The organism is Bradyrhizobium sp. 18BD (assembly GCF_054185225.1).
Window position 1 is genome coordinate 350,405 of record NZ_JAVAYL010000001.1, and the last position, 23,996, is coordinate 374,400.

General features: G+C 64.5%; 29 protein-coding genes. 18 read left to right on the forward strand and 11 right to left on the reverse strand.

All coding sequences use genetic code 11. The features are described from left to right. Positions 1-140 precede the first annotated feature (140 nt). Positions 141-731 (forward strand): PAN domain-containing protein, encoded by a 591-nt coding sequence (locus RAD16_RS01680; RefSeq protein WP_458156147.1) that lies wholly within the window; start codon positions 141-143, stop codon positions 729-731. Between the two features lie 124 nt (positions 732-855). Here RAD16_RS01680 and RAD16_RS01685 read toward each other — a convergent pair whose 3' ends face one another. The 5 genes from RAD16_RS01685 to RAD16_RS01705 all read right to left on the reverse strand — a co-directional run bounded on the left by RAD16_RS01685 (position 856) and on the right by RAD16_RS01705 (position 4,875). Beyond that, positions 856-1,422: a nucleotidyltransferase family protein gene (locus RAD16_RS01685; RefSeq protein ID WP_458156148.1), complete on the reverse strand. Its 567-nt coding sequence runs from the start codon at positions 1,420-1,422 to the stop codon at positions 856-858. Positions 1,423-1,434: 12 nt separating this feature from the next. Further along, positions 1,435-1,776: an MmcQ/YjbR family DNA-binding protein gene (locus RAD16_RS01690; protein ID WP_458156149.1), complete on the reverse strand. Its 342-nt coding sequence runs from the start codon at positions 1,774-1,776 to the stop codon at positions 1,435-1,437. 11 nt (positions 1,777-1,787) lie between these two features. Beyond that, positions 1,788-2,564 carry a signal peptidase I gene (gene lepB, locus RAD16_RS01695; protein ID WP_458156150.1) on the reverse strand — a complete coding sequence of 259 codons (777 nt, stop codon included), beginning with the start codon at positions 2,562-2,564 and terminating at the stop codon, positions 1,788-1,790. Continuing rightward, positions 2,561-3,988, reverse strand: coding sequence for a metalloprotease TldD (tldD, locus tag RAD16_RS01700; RefSeq protein WP_458156151.1), 1,428 nt, complete (start codon positions 3,986-3,988; stop codon positions 2,561-2,563). The genes lepB and tldD overlap by 4 nt, the downstream gene beginning before the upstream one ends. A gap of 341 nt (positions 3,989-4,329) precedes the next feature. Beyond that, positions 4,330-4,875 (reverse strand): invasion associated locus B family protein, encoded by a 546-nt coding sequence (locus RAD16_RS01705; protein ID WP_458156152.1) that lies wholly within the window; start codon positions 4,873-4,875, stop codon positions 4,330-4,332. A gap of 445 nt (positions 4,876-5,320) precedes the next feature. Between RAD16_RS01705 and coxB the strand changes: the two genes are divergently transcribed. From coxB to RAD16_RS01750, 9 genes are all read left to right on the forward strand, one after another. Next, positions 5,321-6,160 (forward strand): cytochrome c oxidase subunit II, encoded by an 840-nt coding sequence (coxB, locus tag RAD16_RS01710; RefSeq protein ID WP_458156153.1) that lies wholly within the window; start codon positions 5,321-5,323, stop codon positions 6,158-6,160. Positions 6,161-6,248: 88 nt separating this feature from the next. Next, positions 6,249-7,877, forward strand: coding sequence for a cytochrome c oxidase subunit I (gene ctaD / locus RAD16_RS01715; protein ID WP_458156154.1), 1,629 nt, complete (start codon positions 6,249-6,251; stop codon positions 7,875-7,877). Positions 7,878-7,938: 61 nt separating this feature from the next. Further along, positions 7,939-8,883, forward strand: coding sequence for a heme o synthase (locus RAD16_RS01720; protein WP_458156155.1), 945 nt, complete (start codon positions 7,939-7,941; stop codon positions 8,881-8,883). 7 nt (positions 8,884-8,890) lie between these two features. Beyond that, on the forward strand, positions 8,891-9,055 hold the full coding sequence (locus RAD16_RS01725; protein ID WP_183245705.1) for a CoxF protein: 165 nt from the start codon (positions 8,891-8,893) through the stop codon (positions 9,053-9,055). A 5-nt stretch (positions 9,056-9,060) separates the two neighbouring features. Continuing rightward, a complete protein-coding gene (locus RAD16_RS01730) occupies positions 9,061-9,711 on the forward strand; it encodes a cytochrome c oxidase assembly protein (protein ID WP_458156156.1) in 651 nt (216 codons plus the stop codon). Positions 9,712-9,788: 77 nt separating this feature from the next. Continuing rightward, positions 9,789-10,685 carry a cytochrome c oxidase subunit 3 gene (locus tag RAD16_RS01735; RefSeq protein WP_458156157.1) on the forward strand — a complete coding sequence of 299 codons (897 nt, stop codon included), beginning with the start codon at positions 9,789-9,791 and terminating at the stop codon, positions 10,683-10,685. 96 nt (positions 10,686-10,781) lie between these two features. Next, the gene (locus RAD16_RS01740) at positions 10,782-11,183 is read left to right on the forward strand and encodes a DUF983 domain-containing protein (RefSeq protein WP_458156158.1); all 402 of its coding nucleotides are present in this window, start codon (positions 10,782-10,784) and stop codon (positions 11,181-11,183) included. Next, positions 11,180-11,932, forward strand: coding sequence for an SURF1 family protein (locus RAD16_RS01745; protein WP_458156159.1), 753 nt, complete (start codon positions 11,180-11,182; stop codon positions 11,930-11,932). Before RAD16_RS01740 ends, RAD16_RS01745 begins: the two co-directional genes overlap by 4 nt. Positions 11,933-12,043: 111 nt before the next feature. After that, the gene (locus tag RAD16_RS01750; RefSeq protein ID WP_458156160.1) at positions 12,044-12,409 is read left to right on the forward strand and encodes a nuclear transport factor 2 family protein; all 366 of its coding nucleotides are present in this window, start codon (positions 12,044-12,046) and stop codon (positions 12,407-12,409) included. A gap of 110 nt (positions 12,410-12,519) precedes the next feature. Here RAD16_RS01750 and RAD16_RS01755 read toward each other — a convergent pair whose 3' ends face one another. Further along, positions 12,520-13,848 carry a histidine kinase gene (locus tag RAD16_RS01755; protein ID WP_458156161.1) on the reverse strand — a complete coding sequence of 443 codons (1,329 nt, stop codon included), beginning with the start codon at positions 13,846-13,848 and terminating at the stop codon, positions 12,520-12,522. Positions 13,849-13,934: 86 nt separating this feature from the next. Between RAD16_RS01755 and RAD16_RS01760 the strand changes: the two genes are divergently transcribed. From RAD16_RS01760 to RAD16_RS01780, 5 genes are all read left to right on the forward strand, one after another. Then, entirely contained in the window at positions 13,935-14,579 is a 645-nt protein-coding gene (locus tag RAD16_RS01760; RefSeq protein WP_458156162.1) for a response regulator transcription factor, read from the forward strand. A gap of 617 nt (positions 14,580-15,196) precedes the next feature. After that, the gene (gene thrC, locus RAD16_RS01765) at positions 15,197-16,615 is read left to right on the forward strand and encodes a threonine synthase (protein ID WP_458156163.1); all 1,419 of its coding nucleotides are present in this window, start codon (positions 15,197-15,199) and stop codon (positions 16,613-16,615) included. Then, complete coding sequence (locus RAD16_RS01770; RefSeq protein ID WP_458156164.1) at positions 16,612-17,901, forward strand: M16 family metallopeptidase; 1,290 nt, start codon at positions 16,612-16,614, stop codon at positions 17,899-17,901. Before thrC ends, RAD16_RS01770 begins: the two co-directional genes overlap by 4 nt. A 39-nt stretch (positions 17,902-17,940) precedes the next feature. Next, positions 17,941-18,528 (forward strand): GNAT family N-acetyltransferase, encoded by a 588-nt coding sequence (locus RAD16_RS01775; protein ID WP_008139934.1) that lies wholly within the window; start codon positions 17,941-17,943, stop codon positions 18,526-18,528. Between the two features lie 81 nt (positions 18,529-18,609). Continuing rightward, entirely contained in the window at positions 18,610-19,311 is a 702-nt protein-coding gene (locus RAD16_RS01780) for a hypothetical protein (protein WP_458156165.1), read from the forward strand. Between the two features lie 471 nt (positions 19,312-19,782). On the opposite strand, the gene gspM is transcribed toward RAD16_RS01780, so the two are convergent. From gspM to RAD16_RS01805, 5 genes are all read right to left on the reverse strand, one after another. Further along, entirely contained in the window at positions 19,783-20,268 is a 486-nt protein-coding gene (gene gspM / locus RAD16_RS01785) for a type II secretion system protein GspM (RefSeq protein ID WP_458156166.1), read from the reverse strand. Between the two features lie 5 nt (positions 20,269-20,273). Beyond that, entirely contained in the window at positions 20,274-20,840 is a 567-nt protein-coding gene (locus RAD16_RS01790; protein ID WP_458156167.1) for a F0F1 ATP synthase subunit B, read from the reverse strand. 60 nt (positions 20,841-20,900) lie between these two features. Next, positions 20,901-21,128, reverse strand: coding sequence for a F0F1 ATP synthase subunit C (locus RAD16_RS01795; RefSeq protein ID WP_018643436.1), 228 nt, complete (start codon positions 21,126-21,128; stop codon positions 20,901-20,903). A 53-nt stretch (positions 21,129-21,181) separates the two neighbouring features. After that, on the reverse strand, positions 21,182-21,931 hold the full coding sequence (locus RAD16_RS01800; protein WP_458156168.1) for a F0F1 ATP synthase subunit A: 750 nt from the start codon (positions 21,929-21,931) through the stop codon (positions 21,182-21,184). Between the two features lie 111 nt (positions 21,932-22,042). Beyond that, complete coding sequence (locus tag RAD16_RS01805) at positions 22,043-22,417, reverse strand: AtpZ/AtpI family protein (RefSeq protein ID WP_458156169.1); 375 nt, start codon at positions 22,415-22,417, stop codon at positions 22,043-22,045. A 75-nt stretch (positions 22,418-22,492) separates the two neighbouring features. Here RAD16_RS01805 and RAD16_RS01810 point away from each other — a divergent pair, with 75 nt between their 5' ends. From RAD16_RS01810 to RAD16_RS01820, 3 genes are all read left to right on the forward strand, one after another. Next, positions 22,493-22,693 (forward strand): hypothetical protein, encoded by a 201-nt coding sequence (locus RAD16_RS01810; RefSeq protein ID WP_458156170.1) that lies wholly within the window; start codon positions 22,493-22,495, stop codon positions 22,691-22,693. 83 nt (positions 22,694-22,776) lie between these two features. Then, positions 22,777-23,310, forward strand: coding sequence for a hypothetical protein (locus RAD16_RS01815; protein ID WP_458156171.1), 534 nt, complete (start codon positions 22,777-22,779; stop codon positions 23,308-23,310). A gap of 170 nt (positions 23,311-23,480) precedes the next feature. After that, complete coding sequence (locus tag RAD16_RS01820; RefSeq protein WP_458156172.1) at positions 23,481-23,954, forward strand: secondary thiamine-phosphate synthase enzyme YjbQ; 474 nt, start codon at positions 23,481-23,483, stop codon at positions 23,952-23,954. The last annotated feature ends 42 nt before the right edge of the window (positions 23,955-23,996 follow it).

Genomic DNA, 23,996 nt, shown 5'->3' on the forward strand with positions numbered 1-23,996 from the left:
GTTCCGATTCCATCGCAACGGAGCTCTAGGTAAATAGGCCAACGACGGGCCATCAGCCGTTCATCGCCCATACAGGTTTGCGGCGATCAAATGACCGGCTGAAAAACCTGAGCGTCGTCAATAACTCGAAAGCTGTTCCGATGGGGAAGGGCCGCCTGTCCGGGGCCGTCATGGCAAAGGGCCTGGCAAGGGGCCTGGTAAGCGTCGTGGCCTGCGTCACGCTGCTTTCGCTCGTGCTTGCGAGCGGGCCTGCGCGCGCCCAGACGGCGTTCGACCGGCCGGGCGGCGACTATTTCAGTCAGCCGGTCACGTCGGGCGATCCCGAGGATTGCGCGCTGCTGTGCGAGCGCGACCGCAAGTGCCGCTCCTGGAGCTTCAGCTATCCCGATATCGACGGCGCCGCGGCGGTGTGCTGGCTGAAGAACACCGTGCCGCCGCGAGTCCCGGGCAATTGCTGCATCTCCGGTGTGCGCGGTGCCGGCGTGATCGAGCCGCGCGTCGAAGGCGTGGAGACGTCGATCGACCGTCCCGGTGGTGACCTGCGCAACTTCGAGCTCAAGGAAGGGGAAGGCGAGGAAGCCTGCAAGGCCGCCTGCACCGCCGACAACAAGTGCCGCGCCTTCACCTATGCCCGCCCCGGCTACACCGGGCGCGAAGCGCGCTGTTTCCTGAAAAAGGAAATCAAGCCGCCGCGCCGGAAGGCGGGGTTTACGTCCGGCGTGGTGCGGTAGGCGCAGCTCCTTCGATTATCATTGCTGTCGTAGGGTGGGCAAAGGCGCGAAGCGCCGTGCCCACGATCTTTCAGCGAATGCAAGAACTCGTGGGCACGCTTCGCTTTGCCCGCCCTACGAGATCTCACTCCGCTGCGATCACCGTGATCTCCGGCCATAACGCTTTCCACCGCGCGGCTTTCGCCGCGTAATTCGCGGCGGAAAAATTCAGCGCCCGGTTGGGCCGCACGATCAGCGCCGCCATGTCGTCGAACCCGTGCGGCGCGTAGACCTGATAGCCATCGCCTGCGCGCCTCACGCCGACTTGCGTGTTCTCCGTCAGGAAGCGGTCGATGCCATCAGTCGAGCGCATCAATGGCGGATAGGGCAGGCCGTGCTTGTCGGGATACCACAGGTGCACGCGCGCCTGGTTGCGGATCTCGACCTTGGCGCCGAGATGCCCGAGCCGCGCATGCATATTCCGGATCACCGCGTCTTCCGCCTCCCAGGAGGTATCGGGATCGAAATAGAAGACGTCATAGTCGGAGATGCCATGGTCGATGGCGCGCTTGGTGATCACGTTCCACACAGTCTGCACCAGGCATCCCGCGACCAGCCACGCATCCGGCAGCGCGAGGCGATGGAGCTCCTCGACGATCGCGGCATTGACCGGATTCGTCAGCGCCAGTGCGAGGAAGCGATCGCGATCCATCGCGGCCATAACCTACAGGCTGGCGTCGAACGCGGCGCGTGCCGCCTTCGAGGCCAGCACACGCCAGCGCCGCCGCAAGAACGGCTCGACGATGGCGCGTTTCGCCTTGGACAGGCGGATCAGCACGATCGGATAGTCGGCATAGTGATCGGTGAAATAGAAGATTTCTGGCTGGCTCTCGACGAGCATCGTGCGCTCGTCGATCGGGACATCAGGAATCACCAGGCTGTCGCCGTCCTCTTTCAGGCGCACCAGCATCTTCTTGCGCACTTTCAGCGCAGGCGTGCCGTAGGAGGTGCCGTCCTCGACCTCCGGCCACGTCAGCGCAAGTTTTCTGACGTCGTCGAAGGTCATTTGGGATCAGCTCAGTGCACGGCGGTAAAGAACCGGGTGAGACGGAAACCGGACAGCCAGGTCCAGACCGGCTGGCCACGGATGCCGAGATCCCAGGAGCCAAGCACGGCATCCGCGCGTCCGACCAGATTGTCGATCGGCAGCATGCCGACGCCGCCGGAGCGCAAGGGCACGCGGCTGTCGGCGGAATTGTCGCGGTTGTCGCCGAGCACGAAGAGATGGCCGGGCGGCACCGTCACCTCGGGCGTATTGTCGAGCGGGCCGTTGTCGCGCATCTTGAAGATCAAATGCGAGACGCCGTTCGGCAGCGTCTCGACATAGCGATGGGCGGGCTCGCTGCCGCCATTGTCGTCCTCGGCCGCGCCAACGCCATCGGGCTTCAGCTCGGCGGGACGGTCGTTGATGAAGAGCTGGCCCTGGCGCATCTGGATGCGGTCGCCGGGCAGACCCACGACGCGCTTGACCCAGGCCTGCGAGCGATCGCCCGGCCAGCGGAACACCACGACGTCGCCCTGCTTCGGCGTTTCGGCGAAGACGCGTCCGGTCTCGGGCAGGTTGATCTGGATCGGCAGCGACGAGGTGCCGTAGCCATAAGGGAATTTCGAGGCGAGCAGCGCATCGCCGATCAGCAGCGTCGGTTCCATCGAGCCCGACGGCACGTAGAACGGCTCGGCGAGCGCGCCCTTGGCGATGAACACGGCGGCGACGATGCCGGCGAGCTGCATCAACTGGCCGCCCCAGCCGCTGCTCTTCCGCTTCGGAGCGGCAGTTACTTTCTCAATGCTCATGCGCCCGTTCCACCCACCGTAATGCGTTCCATCAAAAGCGACGGCTGGCCGACGCCGACAGGCACGCCCTGGCCGTTCTTGCCGCACGTGCCGATGCCGGTATCGAGCGCGAGATCGTTGCCGATCATGCGGATGCGATGCAAGTCGGTCGGCCCGTTGCCGATCAGCATGGCACCCTTCAGCGGTGCGCCGATCTTGCCGTTCTCGATCTTGTAGGCCTCGGTGCACTGGAAGACGTATTTGCCCGAGGTGATGTCGACCTGGCCGCCGCCGAAATTCGCGGCGAACACGCCGTTCTTCACGGAAGCGAGGATCTCTGCGGGATCGCGGTCGCCGGCGAGCATGTAGGTGTTGGTCATGCGCGGCATCGGCACATGGGCATAACCCTGGCGGCGGCCGTTGCCGGTTGGCTTCATGTTCATCAGGCGCGCGTTCTGGCGGTCCTGCATGTAGCCGACCAGGATGCCGTCCTCGATCAGCACGGTGCGGTTGGTCGGCGTGCCCTCGTCGTCGATCGACAGCGAGCCGCGGCGCGAGGCGATGGTGCCGTCGTCGACCACAGTGACGCCTTTGGCCGCGACCTGCTTGCCCATCAGGCCGGTAAATGCAGACGTCTTCTTGCGGTTGAAGTCGCCTTCGAGGCCGTGACCGACCGCTTCATGCAGCATCACGCCGGGCCAGCCGGCCCCGAGCACGACATCCATCTCGCCGGCGGGGGCGGGAATCGATTCCAGATTGACCAGCGCCTCGCGCAGTGCGCCATCGGCGGCGTCGCGCCAGTTCTTGCTCTCGATGAATTCGGCATAGCCGGCGCGGCCGCCATAGCCCTTGCTGCCGCTCTCCTGGCGGTCGCCCTGGCCGGCGACGACGGAGATGTTGACGCGCACCAGCGGGCGGATGTCGCGATAGCTTTCGCCATCGGGCCGCAGGATCTCGACGACCTGCCAGGTCGCGCCCAAGCTGACGCTGACCTGCCGTACCCGCTGATCCTTGTCGCGCAAATAGGCGTCGATCTCGGCGAGCAGCTTGACCTTGGTCTCGAAGCCGGGGGCGTCGAGCGGGTTGTCGTCGCTATAAAGCCGCACGTTGGTATGCGCCGGCGGGGCGGAAAAGCTGCCGGAGTAGCCGCCCCGCACAGCCGCGACCGCGTCGGCGGCGCGAATCAGCGCCGGCAGCGACACGTCGGAGGAATGGGCGTAGCCGACCGCGTCGTCCTTGACGGCGCGCAGTCCAAAACCCTGCGAGGTGTCGTAGGTCGCCTGCTTGAGCCGCCCATTGTCGAACATCAGCGCTTCGGTCTGGCTGTATTCCAGGAACAGTTCACCGTCGTCGGCGCCGGCAAGCCCGCGCGCCACCTCGTTGCGAACCTGGTCGCGGTCGAGATTGGCACGGTCGAGCAGGGAGGTTGTGGCGGGGTTGGTCATCGATCACCCATTGTCGGAGAGATGTCAGGCAAGATAATGGCTTCCCGGCCGTTCGGCGAGAGGGCGGACCGTCACATTACTGAAACGACATGATTGAAATCATTGCCATATCCGAACCGCATATCGAAAGCTTCCATCGCGCGCTCTCATCCATCCCCGTCATCCTGAGGCGCTCGCCTTGCGCAGCAAGGCGAGCCTCGAAGGGCGACGGCCCGGCTGGCAGCTCGGCCGTTCATCCTTCGAGGCTCAGCTCACGATGCTTTGCATCGCAAGCCTCGCACCTCAGGATGACGGGATCAGCAGGATGACGGGACCAGCAGTCTGGATGTTGTTGCCGGCGCCTACGGCAGCTTGTCGTAGCCTTCGCCGAGCCCGTTCAGGCTGAGCGGAAAGCCAATGCCTTCTTCAGGCGTCTCGAAGATGATGAAGGTCGCTGTCTTGGCGCTGCGGAGCTGGCCGAGCAGCTTGTCGTCCATGACGACCTCGGCGACGCAGCCATTGGGCAGGCAGCGCACGAAGCCGGCGCGGCCGACGTCCTGATTGTCGAGCTTGAGGCCGAGGCCGGAGGGCAGCAGGACGCCGAGCGGCGCCACCACGCGCATCAGGCGGCTCTTCTGGTCGGCGGTCTTGAGCACGATCACGGTCAGGCCGGCATTGGAGCGGTCTTCGGCCACCACGCTCTGGATCAGGGCGCATTGCTCGGCCTGGGCGCCCGGTGGGGTGTCGCAGCGGATCTGCCAGTCGCCATGGACGGAGCGCACCGCGCCCTGCGCATGGGCAAGGCCGGGCAGCGCCAGGAGGGTGACCGCAGCCAGCAGGGCCGCCAGAACCGTGAGGCCGCGAGCCTGCCTCTTAGCCCGCCTTGCCATGCCTTTCGAAAACCCCATCGGGTCGGTCCCTCTGCTCGCCTGGATCGCTCGCACCTGGCGGACTGATACGGGAATGACGGCGTCTTGAAGGCGATTCGCAAGCAAATTCCGCGCCGCCCACACCGCCATCGCCCGCACGAATCAGGTTCCTGCGCGGCTCTCCGCCAGTGCGTACCGCGGGCAATTCCGCTGTCAAGCGGCAGCATCCCGGGAAACGGTATTTTTGTCTGATCTTACTACGAAATATCTGGCGGGTGATCGCTGGCAGACAGGCCTCAAGACTGCATTGCGATAGATCAAGAATTATGGTTTGAGAGGCTTGATTTCGGCGTTCTAGCGATCTGGCCCCAATTCCTCTTAGAGGTATTCTTGCGCGGCGGTTTGTCAGACGGACGAATCGATAAGCGTTTCCCGGAAACAGGGGAATGCACTTGGGGTGATTTCGTAAGGGGAGCGCGACGGCATGAGGATGTCGATGGGCCAGGTGGGCCGGCACTTGCTGGGATTGGCCGTGGCGGGTCTGACGCTGGCGACGGGTGGCGCGGCATTCGCCGAGCTCGGGCAGCCGAGGCCGTGGGAATGGACACTTCAGGAATCCGGTTCGCCGGTGATGGACAACATCGTCTGGTTCCACAATTTCCTGTTCGTGCTGATCACGCTGATCACGCTGTTCGTCCTGGCGCTGCTGGTAATCGTGGTCGTCAAGTTCAACGCGAGGGCCAATCCGGTGCCGTCGCGGACCACCCACAACACGCTGATCGAGGTGGCGTGGACGCTGGTTCCGGTGCTGATCCTGGTTGGTATCTCGGTGCCGTCGTTCCGTCTGCTGTTCCTCGAGCTCGATGTGCCGAAGGCGGATTTGACCATCAAGGCGACCGGCAAGCAGTGGTATTGGTCCTATGCCTACCCGGATAACGGCAAGTTCGAGTTCGACTCGCTGATGGCCCAGGACAAGCAGCCCCGTCTGCTCGGCGTCGACAACGAGATGGTGGTGCCGGTCAACAAGGTGATTCGCGTCCAGGTCACCGGCGCAGACGTCATCCACGCCTTTGCGCTGCCGGCTTTCGGCGTCAAGATCGACGCGATTCCGGGGCGGCTGAACGAGACCTGGTTCAAGGCCACCAAGACCGGCATGTTCTATGGCCAGTGTTCGGAGCTCTGCGGCAAGGACCACGCCTTCATGCCGATCGCGATTCGCGTGGTGAACGATCAGGAGTTCGCCTCCTGGGTCGAGACGGCGAAGAAGAAATTTGCGAGCGGCGGCACCAGCACCTACGCCTCCGCGGCCGGCCCGACGCAGTAAGCGCCGGGGGACGGCCTGAGGGGAATGAGAGCGATATAAAGGGCGGGACCTCCAAAGGTCCGATTGGGACGCAAGGCAGGATTTGAAAATGGCAACGAGCGCAGCGGCACACGGCGATCACGCGCAAGACCACGGACATGACCACGAGCACGCCCATCCGACCGGATGGCGGCGCTACGTCTATTCGACCAACCACAAGGACATCGGCACGATGTACCTGATCTTCGCGGTCATTGCCGGCGTGATCGGTGCCGCGATGTCGATCGCGATCCGTGCCGAGCTGATGTATCCGGGCGTGCAGATCTTCCACGAGACGCACACCTACAACGTCTTCGTGACCAGCCACGGCCTGATCATGATCTTCTTCATGGTCATGCCCGCGATGATCGGCGGGTTCGGCAACTGGTTCGTGCCGCTGATGATCGGCGCGCCGGACATGGCGTTCCCGCGCATGAACAACATCTCGTTCTGGCTGCTGCCGGCTTCCTTCGGCCTGCTGCTGATGTCGACCTTCGTCGAGGGCGAGCCGGGTGCCAACGGCGTCGGCGCCGGCTGGACCATGTACGTGCCGCTGTCGAGCTCCGGCCATCCGGGCCCGGCCGTCGACTTCGCAATCCTGTCGCTGCATCTGGCGGGCGCCTCGTCGATCCTCGGCGCCATCAACTTCATCACCACCATCTTCAACATGCGCGCGCCGGGCATGACCCTGCACAAGATGCCGCTGTTCGTGTGGTCGATCCTGGTGACGGTGTTCCTGCTGCTGCTGTCGTTGCCGGTGCTCGCCGGTGCGATCACCATGCTGCTCACCGATCGCAATTTTGGCACGACGTTCTTCGCGCCCGACGGCGGCGGCGACCCCGTGCTGTTCCAGCATCTGTTCTGGTTCTTCGGCCACCCTGAGGTGTACATCCTGATCCTGCCCGGCTTCGGCATGATCAGCCAGATCGTCTCCACCTTCTCGCGCAAGCCCGTGTTCGGTTACCTCGGCATGGCCTACGCCATGGTCGCGATCGGCGGCATTGGCTTCGTGGTGTGGGCGCACCACATGTACACGGTCGGCATGTCCTCGGCGACGCAGGCCTATTTCGTCGCCGCCACGATGGTGATCGCGGTGCCGACCGGCGTGAAGATCTTCTCCTGGATTGCCACGATGTGGGGCGGCTCGATCGAATTCCGCGCCCCGATGATCTGGGCGGTGGGCTTCATCTTCCTGTTTACGGTCGGTGGCGTCACCGGCGTCGTGCTGGCGAATGCTGGCGTCGACCGCGTGCTGCAGGAGACCTACTACGTCGTCGCGCACTTCCACTACGTGCTGTCGCTCGGTGCGGTGTTCGCGATCTTCGCCGGCTGGTACTACTGGTTCCCGAAGATGACGGGCTACATGTACAATGAAAGCCTCGCGAAGCTGCACTTCTGGGTCACCTTCATCGGCGTCAACCTGGTGTTCTTCCCGCAGCACTTCCTCGGCCTGTCGGGCATGCCCCGCCGCTACGTCGACTATCCCGACGCGTTCGCGGGCTGGAACCTGGTCTCCTCGCTCGGCTCCTACATCTCCGGCTTCGGCGTCCTGATCTTCCTCTACTGCGTGATTGACGCTTTCGCCCGCAAGGTGCCGGCCGGCGACAATCCGTGGGGTGCAGGTGCGACCACGCTGGAGTGGACGCTGTCCTCGCCGCCGCCCTTCCACCAGTTCGAAGTGCTGCCCCGCGTGCAGTGATCAATCTCCCGCGGCGCCCGTGACGGGCGCCGCGGCTCTATAACGAAGCGAGTAAACTTAAGTGTCCGTCCTCGACCAGAACGCCATCGACATCAATCCTCGCATCTCCGAAGCGGAGGTGGGCGACTACATTGCGCTGTTGAAGCCGCGGGTGATGTCGCTGGTGATCTTCACCGCGCTGGTCGGGATGGCGATGGCGCCCGGGCATTTCCACTGGGTGCTGGCGATCACCTCGCTGCTCTGCATCGCCGTCGGCGCCGGCGCGTCCGGCGCGCTCAACATGGCGCTCGAAGGCGATATCGACGCCAAGATGTCGCGCACGGCAAACCGGCCGATTCCGCGCGGTCGCATCACCCGGCCCGAGGCGATGGCGTTCGGCCTGACGCTGTCCTTCTTCTCGGTGATGACGCTCGGCATCCTCGTCAACTGGATCGCGGGCGCGCTGCTCGCCTTCACCATCTTCTTCTACGTCGTGATCTACACGATGGGTCTGAAGCGCCGGACCGCACAGAACATCGTGATCGGCGGCGCTGCCGGCGCGCTGCCGCCGGTGGTGGCCTGGGCCGCGGTGACCGGCACGGTCGACGTCGAGCCGCTGCTGCTGTTCGCCATCATCTTCTTCTGGACCCCGCCGCACTTCTGGGCATTGGCGCTGTTCCGTTCCGACGATTACGCCCGCGCCGGCATTCCGATGCTGCCCAACGTCGCCGGTCCCGACGCGACGCGGCTCCAGATCCTGCTCTACACCATCGTGCTGATCGCGGTCGCCGCCGCGCCCTGGGCGCTCGGCTATTTCGACGCCATCTACGGCGTGGTCTCGCTGATCCTCGGCGCCGGCATGCTGGTGCTCGCGATCAACGTCTATATGCGCCGCGAGCGCAGCCAGTCGCTGCGCGCGACCCGCAAGCTTTTCGCTTTCTCGATCCTGTATCTGTTCGCGCTGTTCGCGACCCTGCTGGCCGAGGTCGTGTTCCGGGCGGTTGCTCCGATGGTTTGGGGCGCATGAGGCAGGAATGGCTGACAAACGTGAGCCAGATGGAATCGTCCTCACCGAGGCGCAGCAGAAGAGCCGTCGCCAGCGCTCCATCGCCATTGCGCTCGCGCTCGGCGTACTCGTGGTGCTGTTCTTCGCCGTCACCATGGTCAAGGGGCCGGCAGTGCTAGTCCGGCCGATGTAGGAAACATGGATCACGAGCCCGCCATATTGCAGGACGTCAGCGCCAAGCCGGCCAGGAACCGTGCCAAGGGCCGCGGGCTCGGTCGCGATGTGGTGGTTGCCTCGATCTGCGGCGCCGTGGTCGCGCTGATGGTCGGCGCCTCCTACGCGGCGGTGCCGTTCTACAACTGGTTCTGCCGCGCCACCGGCTTCAACGGCACAACGCAGGTTGCGATCTCGGCGCCGGCGACCGGTCCGATCGCGCGCAAGATCGCGGTGCGCTTCGACTCCAACGTCGCACCCGGCCTGCCCTGGAAGTTCGAGCCGGAGCAGAACGAGGTCGAGGTCAATATCGGCCAGGTCGTGACGGTGTTCTACACCGTGACCAACCAGGCGGCGCGGACCACCGTGGGCCAGGCCGCCTACAATGTCGCGCCGCTGACGGTCGGGTCGTACTTCCAGAAGATCAACTGCTTCTGCTTCACCGAGCAGACCATGGCGCCCGGCGAGAAGCGCGAGATGCCGGTCGTGTTCTATGTCGATCCGTCGATCGCCGACGATCACGAGAACGACGGGCTGAACACGATCACGCTGTCCTACACGTTCTATCCGGTGAAGGATCCGGTGGTGAAGCCGCTGGCATCGGGCGAAAACGACAGGCGCAAGGGAAATCTCTGACCGCCGGGCTCACGCCACGGGGTTGGACATAAGGGGATAAGTGCCGGACAGGCACGGGATTGAGGAGAGAGACGGAAATGGCTACGGCGCAAGGCAAGCATCACGACTATCACCTGGTCGATCCGTCTCCGTGGCCGGCGGTCGGTTCGCTCTCGGCCTTCATCATGGCGGTCGGCGCGATCGCCTGGATGCACCACATGTTCTCGGCTGCGCCGATCGTGTTCGGCGTCGGCACCGTCGGCGTGCTCTACACCATGGCGAGCTGGTGGGGCGACGTGATCAAGGAAGCCCAGTACAAGGGCGACCACACCCGCGTCGTGCAGTTGCATCACCGCTACGGCATGATCCTGTTCATCGCTTCCGAGGTGATGTTCTTCGTCGCCTGGTTCTGGGCTTATTTCAACGCGGCGCTGTTCCCGGCCGACGCCGTCCACGCCACCCGCGATGCGGTGTTCGGTTGCGGCCTCGGCACCCAGGCCGGCGCCTGCGCGGTCCCCGGCACCTGGCCGCCCCACGGCATCGAGACCTTCGATCCCTGGCATCTGCCGCTCCTGAACACGCTGATCCTGCTGACGTCAGGCACCACGGTGACCTGGGCGCACCACGCGCTGCTCGAGAACGATCGCCAGGGCCTGAAATACGGCCTGATCCTCACCGTTGTGCTCGGCGCGCTGTTCACCTGCGTGCAGGCCTATGAGTACAGCCACGCGGCGTTCTCCTTCGCCGGCAACGTCTATGGCGCGACCTTCTTCATGGCGACCGGCTTCCACGGCTTCCACGTACTGGTCGGCACCATCTTCCTGCTGGTCTGCCTGGTCCGCGCCTATGCCGGCCACTTCACGCCGAAGCAGCATCTCGGCTTCGAGTTCGCCGCCTGGTACTGGCACTTCGTCGACGTGGTGTGGCTGTTCCTGTTCCTCTGCATCTATGTCTGGGGACACGGTGCCGAGACCATGGCTCACGGCGCGCACTAAGCCGCTTTGGATCGATCAGAGAGGGCGGCCGCAGAGCCGCCCTTTTGCTTTTCGGCCACGGCCAACATCCGCAGAAACTGTGATAGAGTCCGCGACATGAACGACAACGCTGGCACATCCGGGCCCGAGACCACCGTCCTGCAAAGCGCGATGCGCGGGCTTGCCTGCAAATGCCCGCGCTGCGGCCAAGGCAAGCTCTATGCGGGCTTCCTGACGCTCGCGCCTTCCTGCGACCGCTGCGGTCTCGACTATGCCTTCATCGATACCGGCGACGGTCCGGCGATCTTCATCATCATGCTGGCCGGCGGCATCGTCGTCGCGTGCGCGCTGATCGTCGAGGTCAAGTACCAGCCGCCATACTGGCTGCATGCGGTGCTGTGGCTGCCGATGATCCTCGCCACCACGCTGTTGCCGCTGCGTGCGATGAAGTCGCTGCTGATCGCGCTGCAATTCCACCACAAGGCGGCGCCGGGCCGGCTGATCGACCGCGCGAAATGAACGAGACTGCGCGCAAGCCTCGCGTGGCTGGCTTCGCGCTGTTCACGCTGTTCCTGACCGCCGTTTTCCTCGCACTTGGCTTCTGGCAATTGCAGCGCCGGACCGCCAAGCACGAGCTGGTCGCGGCGCTCACCGAACGCCTCGCCGACGCGCCGGTCGCACTGCCGCCGCCTTCGCAATGGGCCGCGCTCAATCCCGCGCGCGACGAATTCCGCCGCGTCAGCTTCACCGCGACCTATGCGCCGCTGCCCGATGCGATGGTTTATTCGTCCGGCTCGGCGGTGCGCAAGGATGCCTCCGGTCCCGGCACCTGGGCTTTCCTGCCGGCGCGGCTGCCGACCGGCGAGATGGTCGTGATCGATGTGGGCTTCGTCGAGAACACGATGCAGGACCGCAGCGTCGAGGATCGCGCGGTCAAGAAGCTCGTCACCGGCGCGCCCATCACGCTCACCGGCTATCTTCGCTTTCCCGAGGCGCCGGGCTGGATGACGCCGGCGGACAACCGCGACAAGCGGCTGTGGTTCGTGCGCGATCATCTGGCGATCGCAAGTGCCCTCGGCTGGGGCACCGTCGCGCCCTTCTATATCGATCTGGAGCAGCCCGCGCCCGAGAACGGCATCCCGCGTCCGGGTGCGCTCGACGTGCATCTGAAAGACGACCATCTGCAATACGCCATCACCTGGTTCGCACTTGCAGGCGCGGTGCTGATCGCATTCGGCGTCTGGGTGCGGGGACGTCGCCCGGCCTGAATTTTCCGTAGGAGGGGAACCCGGTATCGCCCGGGGTTTATTATTCAGCGCATATTCACGAGGGTGATCCTAAGCCGCACGCGAATCTTTCGCGGCAGACAGGATGTTGGCGTGAGCGATATTGATCAGATGGGAATCGTCGTCGACTGGGTCGACGCCTGCCGCACGGGCGACCTCGCGACGCTGCTCGACCTCTATGCGGATGACGCGCAGGTCGAATGCAGCTGCAACGGCACGCAGCATTATCGCGGACGGCACGAGCTCGAACGCTATTGGGGCCCGCGGCTCAACGCCTTCTCGTCGGCCGGCTTCGGTCTGGAGGAGATCAATCCCGTGCCTGATGGCATTGATCTCGAATATTCGGTTGCGGGCTCGCTACGCGTTCACGCCTCGTTTCGCTTCAGCGCGGAAGGCAAGATCTACAGCACGCTGTGCACGCCCTCGCCGCAGAACTCCAGCGACGGTTGCGCCTGCTAAAGCATGATCCGGAAAAGTGCGTAGCGGTTTTCCGAAAAGATCATGCTCAAACAACGACCTAAAGCGCGATGACGATTCATCCAAATCTCATCGCGCTTTAGAGCCTCCGCTCACTCGTCTCGTGTCGTCCCAACCGGCAGGCGGCAGCGCACATAGGTCCGCTCATCCGCGCGCAGCAGCGACAGCGATCCGCTGAGCGCACGCACGCGCTCATGCATGCCGGTCAGGCCGCGGCCGAAGACGTTCCCCTCGGGAAAGCCGCCGCCATCGTCGGAGATTTCGATCGCGAGCAGATCGCCGGCAAGGGCCACCTCGACGTTAGCGCTGCTCGCCCCGGCGTGGCGCAACACGTTGGTCAGCGCCTCCTGGATCACGCGGTAGACGGTCTGGGCCAGCGGACCGTCGATTGCGCTGAGATCGGGATCGAGCGAGGCAGTCAGGTTGACATGCGGGGCTTGCCTGCGAAAGTTCTGGAGCAGCGTCTGCACGCTGGTCGCGAGCCCCAATTCCTCGATGTAGAGCGGCCGCAGCCGGTCGAGAATGCGGCGGTTGGTCTGCTGCAGCGCCTCGACCGATCGCATCACCTCCTGCACCGGCTTGCCGAGATTTCCCGCTGGCGGCGAAGCCTCGCTCAGCGCGATCGTGCCGGCCCGGATGCTGAACAGCAGCGGACCGAGCTCGTCATGCAGCTCGCGGGCAAGGTCGCGCCGCTCATTGTCCTGCAGCGACATCAGCCGGTGCAGCAGGTCGCGATTGTCCTGGCTCAATTGGGCGAGCGTCGTCGCCAGCGCGTTGGCTTCCTCGCAGCTCTGGCGGATCTCCGGCGGCCCCGCGACCGGGATCGGCGTCGCATAATCGCCACGGCGGATTCGCGTGAGGCCTGCGCCCAGATCTTGCAAGGGGCGCAGCGCCGATCCCGCGAAGAGATAGGCGATCGTTCCGGTCAGCACCATCAGCACGGCGATAAGGCTCGTGAGCGCCAGGAAGCCGATCCATTTTTCGAACAGGTCGGCCGACAGGTCGGGCATGAATACGATGTCGCCGACATGCTTGCCGTCGATCATGACAGGAGTTGCCGCGTCCATGTCCGGGATGCCGATCAGGTCGATGAACCATTGCGGCACGCCATGCACACCGCGCAGGCTGTCCTTCGGAGAGGGTGCGGGACCCGCTTCCAGTGGACGGAATTGAATATCCGAGGAGGTGCCCAAAGAACGGACAAATGCGTCGAGCATCTTCCGCGGATTGTCCGAGACGCCGAGGGCGTCGTTAAGTGCCAGGGCGACAGTCCGGGTCGAGCGTCTGCCCGGCTCATTCTCGTCAGCCAGCTGGCCTGTGGCAAACGTCTGGAGCAGCAGGCCGCCCATGGCCAGCGCGGCGAGAAAGCTCAGGCCGAGCGGAAGAAAAAGTTGGGTTCTGAATGAAAAGCGTTGCCACATTAGGTCAATTCTAACGCGTCTTGGCGGGATTCTCTCTTTCCATTTGTTCCCGCCGGTCTATGAGTTGAAAAACACGAGAGCGCGCGATGCAAGATACCGCCAAACCGGCGACCAAAGTTCTGATCGTCGACGACCATCCTGTGGTGCTGTCCGGTTGCCGGACCCTGTTCGCTTCCGACCATTCGATCCGGATCGACGAAGCCACGGACGCCAAATCCGGGCACCGTGCCTATGTCAGCAAACGGCCCGATGTCACCGTGATCGACATCAGCCTGCCCGACGTCTCGGGCTTCGAGCTGATGCGGCGGATCCGCAAGGACGACCCCGCCGCCAAGATCATCATGTTCAGCATGAACGACGATCCGGCCTTCGTGGTGCGGGCGGTCGAGCTGGGCGCGCAGGGCTATGTCTCCAAGGGCGACGATCCCCGGATCCTGCTGAAGGCGGTGCGCAAGGTGATCGCGGGCGACAACTACATTTCGCCGCAGCTCGCGGAGGCCGTGACGTTCTCCGGTGCTGCGATCAAGGCCAATCCGGCCTCGCAGATGACGCCGCGGGAGCTCGAGATTCTCCGTCTGCTCGGACGCGGCGACAAGATCGTCGAGGTCGCTGAGGCGCTCGGCATCTCCTACAAGACCGTCGCCAACACCACCTCCCTGCTCAAGCAGAAGCTGGGGGCCAAGAACCATTCCGACCTGATCAGGATCGCGGTGGAAATCGGGATGGGCTGATATTTCGGGGCATCCGCCAGGCACTGCCGGCCCGAGGACACCGAACCGGCTGCTCCAGGATGCAGCCGGTTCGGTGGGGGCGGATCGGTCCCGGCGTGCAGCCGGGCAATGCATGGACACAGCCGACACCATCCGCGGACACAATCGGCGGAGCTGGTGTTCGTTCCCGGTCACGTGTCGTTTTCGGGAAAAAGCGGCAATGTTGCTCTAGACGCTCGCCCCCCGGACGCGTCTCCAAGGCTGAAGCGCACCGGGAAAAATAGGAACGTCTTCCCGCATTCGTCGTTTTCACACTTGACGATGTCGTGACAGGCGACGAAAGCTTGGGTCGACAGTTTTAGCGGGTCGGTGACCCGCACAAGGCAAACCGGGTCTGCACTATCAACGACAGACCTTCCAAGAGGAGGGCTGCGGCATCGCCGCAGCCCTTTTTCGTTGGCGGGCCTCGTTTCGCTGGCGCCGCCCTTGTTTCGCCGGCGCGGCTTTGGCGGGAAGCGGTTTCCCGTGGCCGCAAAACACTTTATGGTGGCCCAAAGCCTCTGGCTGTTGACAAGTATTTTCGTAAAATCAAGGGCTTACGGATCGAGCTTCGGCTCGGCCTGCCTTTGGAGGGCAGTTTGACTCGTTATATCTCGACCCGGGGCGAAGCCCCCGAACTCGGCTTCTGCGACGTGATGCTGACCGGGCTTGCCCGCGACGGCGGCCTGTATGTGCCGGTCACCTGGCCGCAGCTTTCGGCGGAGACCATCGCCGGCTTCTTTGGCCGTCCCTATTGGGAGGTCGCCGTCGACGTGATCCGTCCCTTCGCCGGCGGCGAGATCAGCGATGCCGAGCTCGGCCGTATGGCCAACGAGGCCTATGCCACCTTCCGCCATCCGGCGGTGGTGCCGCTGCGCCAGATGTCGCCGCACCAGTTCGTGCTGGAGCTCTTCCACGGTCCGACGCTCGCGTTCAAGGACGTGGCGATGCAGCTGATCTCGCGGCTGATGGACCATGTGCTCGCCAAGCGCGGTCAGCGCACCACCATCGTGGTCGCAACGTCAGGTGACACCGGCGGCGCCGCGGTCGAGGCCTTCGCGGGCCTCGAGAACGTCGACCTCATCGTGCTGTTTCCGCATGGCCGCATCTCCGAGGTGCAGCAGCGGATGATGACGACGACGGGCGCGGCCAACGTCCATGCGCTCGCCATCGAAGGCAATTTCGACGATTGCCAGGCGCTCGTGAAGGGCATGTTCAACAACCATCGCTTCCGCGATGCGACCTCGCTCTCCGGCGTCAACTCCATCAACTGGGCGCGCATCGTCGCCCAGGTGGTCTACTACTTCACCTCGGCCGTTGCCGTCGGGGCGCCCGCGCGCGCGGTGGATTTCGTCGTGCCGACCGGCAATTTCGGCGACATCTTCGCCGGCTACGTCGCCAAGCGGATGGGGCTGCCGGTGCGCACGCTGCGCATCGCCGCCAACGTCAACGACATCCTGGCGCGCACGCTCAAGACCGGCATCTACGAGGTGCGCGAGGTGCACGCCACCGCGTCGCCCTCGATGGACATCCAGATTTCCTCGAATTTCGAGCGGCTGATGTTCGAAGCCGGCCGGCGCGATGCGGCCGCCGTGCGTCGCCTGATGGATTCGCTGAAGCAGTCGGGGCGCTTCGTGCTGCCTGATGCGACGCTGGCCGCGATCCGCGAGGAGTTCGACGCAGGCCGCGCCGACGAGACCGAGACCGCCGCCGCGATCCGCGCCGCCTGGCGTGAGGCGGGCGAGCTGGTCGATCCCCACACTGCGGTCGCACTTGCTGTCGCCGACCGCGACACCACCGACACGACGGTTCCGAGCATCGTGCTCTCCACCGCCCATCCGGCCAAATTCCCCGATGCCGTCGACGCGGCGTGCGGCCAGCGGCCGCAACTGCCGGCCTGGCTCGACGGTCTCATGACCAAATCCGAACACATGAAGGTGATGAAGAACGATCAGGGCGAGGTCGAGCGGTTCGTACTGTCGGTCAGCCGGGCTGCAAAACAAGGAGTTGCCGGATGAGCGTCGAGATCTCCAAGCTTGCCTCCGGCCTGACCGTCGTCACCGACAAGATGCCCCATCTCGAAACGGCGGCTCTCGGCGTCTGGGCCGGCGTCGGCGGCCGCGACGAGAAGCCGAACGAGCACGGCATTTCGCATCTGCTGGAACACATGGCGTTCAAGGGCACGACCAAGCGCACCTCGCGCGAGATCGTCGAGGAGATCGAGGCGGTCGGCGGCGACCTCAATGCCGGCACCTCGACCGAGACCACGTCCTATTATGCGCGGGTGCTGAAGGCCGACGTGCCGCTCGCGCTCGACGTGCTCGCCGACATCCTCGCCAATCCCGCCTTCGAGCCGGATGAGCTCGAGCGCGAGAAGAACGTCATCGTGCAGGAGATTGGCGCGGCGCAGGATACGCCCGACGACGTCGTGTTCGAGCATCTCAACGAGCTCTGCTATCCCGACCAGCCGATGGGCCGCTCGCTGCTCGGCACCGCCAAGACCTTGCGCAGCTTCAACCGCGACATGCTCCGCGGCTACCTCTCGACGCATTATCGCGGCCCCGACATGGTCGTGGCGGCGGCCGGCGCGGTCGATCACGCGCAGGTGGTCGCCGAGGTCGAGCAGCGCTTTGCAAGCTTCGAGGGGACGCCGGGTCCTAAACCGCAGACCGCCCAGTTCGGCAAGGGCGGTGCCAAGGTGGTGCATCGCGAACTCGAGCAGGCGCATCTGACGCTGGCGCTGGAAGGCGTGCCGCAGAACGATCCGTCGCTGTTCTCGCTGCAGGTCTTCACCAACATCCTCGGCGGCGGGATGTCGTCGCGGCTGTTCCAGGAGGTCCGCGAGAAGCGCGGCCTCTGCTACTCGATCTACTCGTTCCACGCGCCCTATACCGACACCGGCTTCTTCGGCCTCTACACCGGCACCGATCCGGCCGACGCGCCGGAGATGATGGAGGTCGTGGTCGACATCATGAATGATTCGGTCGAGACCCTGACCGAGGCGGAGATCGCGCGCGCCAAGGCGCAGATGAAAGCCGGCCTGCTGATGGCCCTGGAGAGCTGCTCGTCCCGCGCCGAGCAGCTCGCCCGGCATGTGCTGGCCTATGGCCGCCCGCAGACGGTGCAGGAACTGGTGGCCCGGATCGACGCCGTCAGCGTCGAATCGACCCGGGACGCGGCGCGTGCACTGCTTTCGCGGAGCCGCCCTGCAGTTGTCGCATTAGGCAGCGGCAGGGGTCTGGACACGGCGGTGTCTTTTGCGGAAGGATTGACCCGGGCACGTGCCAAGGCGCGGTTGCATTAGGAGCCGCGCGCGGGCTGATCTGCCCCGGGAAGCATCACCATGGCCCTCTTTCGCCTGCCTTCCAGTGGACCCGCCGCCCTCGCACCGCGCGGCAACGGGCTCCTGCTGCGCGCGCCGCAGATGTCGGACTTCTTGCAGTGGGCGCATTTGCGCGAGTCCAGCCGCGATTACCTGACGCCCTGGGAGCCGATCTGGCCCTCCGACGACCTGACCCGGTCCGGCTTCCGCCGCCGCCTGCGCCGCTATTCCGAGGACATCGCCGCGGACCGCTCCTATCCGTTTCTGATCTTCCGCGAGCTCGACGGCGCCATGGTCGGCGGCATCACGCTCGCCAATGTCCGCCGCGGCATCGTGCAGGCCGGCACCATCGGCTATTGGGTCGGCAAGCCCCATGCCCATCGCGGCTACATGACGGCGGCCCTGCGGGTGCTGCTGCCGACGCTGTTCGGCGAGCTCAATCTGCACCGGGTCGAAGCCGCCTGCATCCCCACCAATGCGCCTTCGATCCGGGTGCTGGAGAAGTGCGGCTTCTCCCGGGAGGGCCTGGCGCGCCGCTATCTCTGCATCAACGGGGTCTGGCAGGACCATCTCCTGTTCGGCCTGCTGCACGAGGATTTCCGCGGCTGAGCCGTTCATTCCTATGACCAAAGTCTCTTTGGCTGCCCTGTTTGCTGCCTTGGGTTCGCCGATTTTGACGATATAACGCGCATGCCTACCGGCGATCGGCCGGGATTTTGTCATGGAGTACGGGGTTTGAAGGTGAAGCAGCTTCGGTCATCGCGGAATGTGCTGCGGCAGGTGCCGGCGATCGCGCTGGCATTGTCGGTGTCGATTGCGGCGGTCTCGCCGGCCTCCGCGCAGTCGCTGACCGACCGCTTCAAGGGCCTGTTCGGCGGTAGTTCTGACGAGCCGGCGCCGCCCAAGCCGGCGCCCGCGCCCGGCCAGCCGGCCGAGGACGACGTCGATTGCCCGCAGGTCACGGTGCGCGCGGGGGCCTCGACCTATGCAGTCGGCTCTACCGGCAAGCCGGCCGTCGGCAACGACATCCGCTTCCAGGCTTCGGTCACCAAGATGGCGCGCGAATGCTCCCGCAGTGCCGGCGGGATCACGGCCCGGATCGGCATCCAGGGCCGCGTCATCGCCGGTCCGGCGGGCGCACCCGCCACGGTCGAGGTGCCGCTGCGTATCGCAGTGGTGCAGGGCGGCGTCGGCGAAAAGGTCATCGCCTCGAAGGCCTATCGGACCACGGTGGAGATGACCGAGGGCGGCAGCGTGCCCTTCACCTTCGTTGCCGAGGATCTGACCTACCCGGTGCCCGCGCCGGCGGTCGCCGATTCCTACATCTTCTATGTCGGCTTCGACCCGCAGGCGCTCGCGCCCGAGCCGAAAGCAAGGCCTAAGAAGAAGTAAGCGATCGCTGATCGCACCGGGCTTCGTCGGGGCCTGTCAGGACCAGGGATTTCCGCCCATATGGAAGGTCTTTGCAAGGTCGTAACAGGCTCCGCACAGCAATTTGGGTTCGAGCTGCGTCAGCGCATCGCCAATCCACTCGCCACCGGTTGCGGCAACGCGTGTTTCGCAGGCACTGCACCAGGCATCAGGTCTCGGGTTCTCTGGGTCTGATGCCCAGAAGAAGCCGACGCGCTCACGTCTGCCGAGGCCATCGACGACGTGCCGACACACGAAGGTAGCTTGCTGAGGGCCGTGGACGCTGCATTGAACGGTCTTCATGCGATTTCATCTGACCATGGTTTCCGCACGCGAATAGACAGCGAAACTGCCGGTCCGTCCATGATGCTTGGACGGTGCCTGGGCTGGTGCGGAGCCAACAAAAAAGCCGGCGCTCGCGCGCCGGCTTTTTGATTGGTGAAGGCTGCGCCCTCAGTTCAGCTTCTGCCGAACTTCGTTGATGCCCTTGGCGAGCAGGTCGTCGGAAACCTGGCCCTTGACCGACTGCGACAGGATCGTGGAGGCGGCCTGGACGGCGGCTTCCGCGGCTGCGGCGCGGACATCGGCCAGCGCTTGGGCTTCGGCGAGCGCGATCTTGCTCTCCGCGGTCTTGGTGCGGCGGGCGACGAAGTCTTCCATCTTCGCCTTGGCTTCGGTCGCGATGCGCTCGGCTTCGGCCTTGGCGTTGGCGATGATGTCGGCGGCCTCGCGTTCGGCCGAGGCGCTGCGCGCCTTGTAGTCGGCGAGCACCTTGGCGGCTTCCTGCTTGAGGCGCGTCGCGTCGTCGAGCTCGGCCTTGATGCGCTCGGCGCGATGGTCGAGCGCCGTCAACGCCGACTTGAAGACCCCGAGATAGCCGAACACGACCATCAGGATCACGAAGGCGACGGCGACCCAGGTTTCAGGATCGAAGAACATATCGACTAACCCTTCAAGGACGCATCAACGGCGGCATTGACCGAGGCCGCATCCGGAACGACGCCGGCGAGCTGCTGCACGATCTGGCCTGCCGCATCGGCCGCGATGCCGCGGACGTTGCTCATGGCGGTCGCGCGGGTCGAGGCGATGGTCTTTTCCGCCTCGGCGAGCTTGGCCGTCAGTTGCTCTTCCAGCGCCTTGCGCTCGGCTTCCGCCTGCGCATTCGCCTTGTCGCGGGATTCGTTGCCGATCGCCTGCGCCCGCGAACGCGCCGAAGCGAGCTCGCCTTCATAGGCCTTCAGCGCCGCTTCGGACTGATCCTTCAGCTTCTGCGCTTCGGCGAGGTCACCCTCGATCTTGTTCTGACGCGCTTCGATCGCACCGCCGACCTTCGGCAGAGCGAGCTTGGACACGATGACGTAAAGCAGGACGAAGAAGATCGCGAGCGACACCAGCTGTGAAGCGAAGGTGCTGCTCTCGAACGGCGGAAACCCGCCACCGTGGTGACCACCGTCAGCCTCGGTGTGAGCGCCCGCCGCCGGACCTTTTGCGCCGCCATGACTCTCAGCCATGGAGTACTCCCGTTGCTGTCACGCGCCGCTTCGGATGAAGCGGCGCGAAAGAAGTCGTTCTTAGAAAACGAACAGCAGAAGCAGCGCGATCAGCAGCGAGAAGATGCCGAGCGCTTCGGTCACGGCGAAGCCGAAGATCAGGTTGCCGAACTGGCCCTGAGCGGCCGACGGGTTGCGAACGGCCGCGGCGAGGTAGTTGCCGAAGATCACGCCCACGCCGACGCCCGCGCCGCCCATGCCGATGCATGCGATGCCCGCGCCGATAAGTTTTGCTGCTGCCGGATCCATTTTAGACTCCTTGGAAGAAAGATTGGGTTGTGGGTGGAAATTCCCCGGACCGCTCAGTGTCCCGGATGAATGGCGTCGTTGAGGTAGATGCAGGTCAGGATCGCAAACACATAGGCTTGCAGGAACGCGACCAGAATCTCGAGCGCGTAGAGCGCGATCGTGAGCGCCAGCGGCAGCACGCCGCCGACCCAGCCGATGGCGCCGAGGGAGAAGCCCAGCATGGCGACGAAGCCCGCGAACACCTTCAACGCGATGTGGCCGGCCAGCATGTTGGCGAACAGACGAATGCTGTGCGAGACCGGCCGCAGGAAGAACGACAGGATCTCGATGAACATGACCAGCGGCAGGATGTAGCCGGGAACGCCGTGAGGAACGAAAATCGAGAAGAATTTCAGGCCGTTCTTGGCGACGCCGTAGATCAGCACGGTGAAGAAGACCAGCAGCGCCAGTCCTACGGTGACGATCAGGTGGCTCGAGACCGTGAAGGTGTAGGGGATGATGCCGACCAGGTTCGAGACGCAGATGAACATGAACAGCGAGAAGATCAGCGGGAAGAACTTCATGCCTTCCGCGCCGGCCGTCGAACGGATGGTCGAGGCGACGAATTCGTAGGAGATCTCGGCGACCGACTGGAGGCGCCCGGGAACCAGTTGCGTGCCGCTGGCAAGCATCAGGATCGAGATGATGGCGACCGCCACCAGCATGTAGAGCGATGAATTGGTGAAGGCGATCGTATGATTGCCGATATGGCCGATCGTGAAGAGAGGCTCGATGTTGAACTGGTGGATCGGATCGATTTTCATCGGCGCGGCATCTCTTGGTCTGCCGGGCGATGCCGGCTGGTCTCGGTCTGCCGGCCGGGCCGGCCCGCACCGGCGAAACCGGCGCGATCATTCCTCTCCTGTGCGGATCGCCTAAGAACCACCGCGCCTGTTCTGACCCGCGCCCGCAGATCTCACCACATTCACCACGCCGGCCACGAAGCCCAGCAGCAGGAACACGATAAATCCGAAAGGCGACGTCGACAGCAAGCGGTCGAACCCCCAGCCAATCCCCGCTCCGACAGCGACACCGGCGACCAACTCGGAGGATAACCGAAAACCAAGCGCCATCGCCGAGGCTCTGGCCGCTCCGTCTCCACCGTCACCTGCGGGTTGCTCGGTCTTGATCCTGCGGTCGCGAAATTCGGACAACCGCTGATCGAGATTTCCGAGCCGATCGGAAAGCGCAGCTTCCTCGGACGATCTATCGCGATCTCCATTCTCGCCGTGCCCCGTGCCCTGTGTCATGCAACGAAGACCCGAAACGCCGCGGCTGAATGGAAATTACGCCCGCCACCCTCAAAAGCCGCGCGGACCATACTGATGGCCTATAATCAAGTCAAGCCAAGTCACGATTGCGTCGCTTTCTATTATGTACCTGATTTATTTGATGATATTGGCCTGTCGAGCAGCGCTGCACACAGCGTGACGCCGCACCGCAGCAGCTCTCCTTGGGAACGGCGAATGAGGCCGCTGTTTTGTCCGTCTGGCGGGATCAAACGGGCCGCCGCGCTCGTTGAATGAATGGCTGTGTTTTCGGCGGCGGATTTGGACGCCCCGGTGTAGAATTGAGGATGTGCCACCTGCGCGTCGTGGCGGAGAGCGCGATGAGACCTGCGACGTCATCCACAGCATCTTGCACGGCATCCTGGTTTGCGGCGGCCGCGTTCGCCATGGCGATGACCGTTGGCGGCGGCCTCGTGGCCGCGCAATCCGCCCCCGATAGCGAAAATGGCCGCTACAGCATGACGCCGATCCCGGAAGGCGTGCTGCGGCTCGACACCCGAACCGGCACGGTGTCGACCTGTACCAAGAATGGTGCCGGCTGGGCCTGCTACGCGGTGCCCGACGAACGCACCGCGCTCGACGCCGAGATCGGCCGGCTCCAGGCCGAGGTCGAGAAGCTGAAGGGGCAGATCGCGGCGGGGCCGACCGTGTCGGGTAAGATCGACGAGGCGCTGCCGAAATCCGATCCGCTCAAGAAGGCCGAGCCGAAAGCGGCCGAAGGCGACCGCAAAATCGAGATCCCGCTGCCCAGCGACCAGGACATGGACCGCGTGATGTCATTCCTGGAAAAGGCCTGGCGCCGGCTGATCGACATGGCCAATCGCGTGCAGAAGGACGTGTCGGGGAAGATTTGAGGACCCCGTCGCACTCTCCGCGCGTTGAGCTGCCGTCGGTGCCGTAGGGTGGGCAAAGGCGTTCTTACGCCGTGCCCACCATGGTTCTACAACAATGAAGGAAGACGTGGGCACGGCGCGTACGCGCCTTTGCCCACCCAACCGCAGTGTTCGATCAGTCGAGACCTTTCATGACTTCAACCAAATCCGTTACCCGCTCGGCACCATCGTCCGTGCAGGCCACCACCATCGCTTCGTCGCTGCTGACCGTTCAGACACAGGGCCGCAGCTTCACCGATCTCACCAGCGAGGCTGCAAAATTCATCGCCGACGTCCGTGCGCGCGATGGCGCGTTGACGCTGTTCATCCGTCACACCTCGGCCTCGCTGACGATCCAGGAGAATGCCGACCCGTCCGTGCTGGTCGATCTCGCCACCGCACTGGCGCGGCTGGCGCCTGAAAATGCGCCCTGGACCCATGACACCGAAGGACCGGACGACATGCCCGGCCACATCAAGACGATGCTGACGCAGACCTCGCTTCAGGTCCCGGTCCTGAACGGCAAGCTGGCGCTCGGCACGTGGCAGGCGATCTATCTGATCGAGCACCGTGCTCGTCCGCACCGGCGCGAGGTGGTGCTGCAATTCATCGGCGGCAATCAGTAGGCCGCAAAAACAAGACCGGCCGCGGTTGCCCTGCGGCCGGTT

What these genes read in the sequence shown, in the direction of transcription:
- RAD16_RS01680 (WP_458156147.1), top strand. Translation starts at nt 141, where the DNA reads ATGGGGAAGGGCCGCCTGTCCGGGGCCGTCATGGCAAAGGGCCTGGCA.
- RAD16_RS01685 (WP_458156148.1), bottom strand. Translation starts at nt 1,422, where the DNA reads ATGGATCGCGATCGCTTCCTCGCACTGGCGCTGACGAATCCGGTCAAT.
- RAD16_RS01690 (WP_458156149.1), bottom strand. Translation starts at nt 1,776, where the DNA reads ATGACCTTCGACGACGTCAGAAAACTTGCGCTGACGTGGCCGGAGGTC.
- lepB (WP_458156150.1), bottom strand. Translation starts at nt 2,564, where the DNA reads ATGAGCATTGAGAAAGTAACTGCCGCTCCGAAGCGGAAGAGCAGCGGC.
- tldD (WP_458156151.1), bottom strand. Translation starts at nt 3,988, where the DNA reads ATGACCAACCCCGCCACAACCTCCCTGCTCGACCGTGCCAATCTCGAC.
- RAD16_RS01705 (WP_458156152.1), bottom strand. Translation starts at nt 4,875, where the DNA reads ATGGGGTTTTCGAAAGGCATGGCAAGGCGGGCTAAGAGGCAGGCTCGC.
- coxB (WP_458156153.1), top strand. Translation starts at nt 5,321, where the DNA reads ATGAGGATGTCGATGGGCCAGGTGGGCCGGCACTTGCTGGGATTGGCC.
- ctaD (WP_458156154.1), top strand. Translation starts at nt 6,249, where the DNA reads ATGGCAACGAGCGCAGCGGCACACGGCGATCACGCGCAAGACCACGGA.
- RAD16_RS01725 (WP_183245705.1), top strand. Translation starts at nt 8,891, where the DNA reads ATGGCTGACAAACGTGAGCCAGATGGAATCGTCCTCACCGAGGCGCAG.
- RAD16_RS01730 (WP_458156156.1), top strand. Translation starts at nt 9,061, where the DNA reads ATGGATCACGAGCCCGCCATATTGCAGGACGTCAGCGCCAAGCCGGCC.
- RAD16_RS01735 (WP_458156157.1), top strand. Translation starts at nt 9,789, where the DNA reads ATGGCTACGGCGCAAGGCAAGCATCACGACTATCACCTGGTCGATCCG.
- RAD16_RS01740 (WP_458156158.1), top strand. Translation starts at nt 10,782, where the DNA reads ATGAACGACAACGCTGGCACATCCGGGCCCGAGACCACCGTCCTGCAA.
- RAD16_RS01745 (WP_458156159.1), top strand. Translation starts at nt 11,180, where the DNA reads ATGAACGAGACTGCGCGCAAGCCTCGCGTGGCTGGCTTCGCGCTGTTC.
- RAD16_RS01755 (WP_458156161.1), bottom strand. Translation starts at nt 13,848, where the DNA reads ATGTGGCAACGCTTTTCATTCAGAACCCAACTTTTTCTTCCGCTCGGC.
- RAD16_RS01760 (WP_458156162.1), top strand. Translation starts at nt 13,935, where the DNA reads ATGCAAGATACCGCCAAACCGGCGACCAAAGTTCTGATCGTCGACGAC.
- RAD16_RS01770 (WP_458156164.1), top strand. Translation starts at nt 16,612, where the DNA reads ATGAGCGTCGAGATCTCCAAGCTTGCCTCCGGCCTGACCGTCGTCACC.
- RAD16_RS01775 (WP_008139934.1), top strand. Translation starts at nt 17,941, where the DNA reads ATGGCCCTCTTTCGCCTGCCTTCCAGTGGACCCGCCGCCCTCGCACCG.
- RAD16_RS01780 (WP_458156165.1), top strand. Translation starts at nt 18,610, where the DNA reads ATGCCTACCGGCGATCGGCCGGGATTTTGTCATGGAGTACGGGGTTTG.
- gspM (WP_458156166.1), bottom strand. Translation starts at nt 20,268, where the DNA reads ATGTTCTTCGATCCTGAAACCTGGGTCGCCGTCGCCTTCGTGATCCTG.
- RAD16_RS01790 (WP_458156167.1), bottom strand. Translation starts at nt 20,840, where the DNA reads ATGGCTGAGAGTCATGGCGGCGCAAAAGGTCCGGCGGCGGGCGCTCAC.
- RAD16_RS01795 (WP_018643436.1), bottom strand. Translation starts at nt 21,128, where the DNA reads ATGGATCCGGCAGCAGCAAAACTTATCGGCGCGGGCATCGCATGCATC.
- RAD16_RS01800 (WP_458156168.1), bottom strand. Translation starts at nt 21,931, where the DNA reads ATGAAAATCGATCCGATCCACCAGTTCAACATCGAGCCTCTCTTCACG.
- RAD16_RS01805 (WP_458156169.1), bottom strand. Translation starts at nt 22,417, where the DNA reads ATGACACAGGGCACGGGGCACGGCGAGAATGGAGATCGCGATAGATCG.
- RAD16_RS01810 (WP_458156170.1), top strand. Translation starts at nt 22,493, where the DNA reads ATGGCCTATAATCAAGTCAAGCCAAGTCACGATTGCGTCGCTTTCTAT.
- RAD16_RS01815 (WP_458156171.1), top strand. Translation starts at nt 22,777, where the DNA reads ATGAGACCTGCGACGTCATCCACAGCATCTTGCACGGCATCCTGGTTT.
- RAD16_RS01820 (WP_458156172.1), top strand. Translation starts at nt 23,481, where the DNA reads ATGACTTCAACCAAATCCGTTACCCGCTCGGCACCATCGTCCGTGCAG.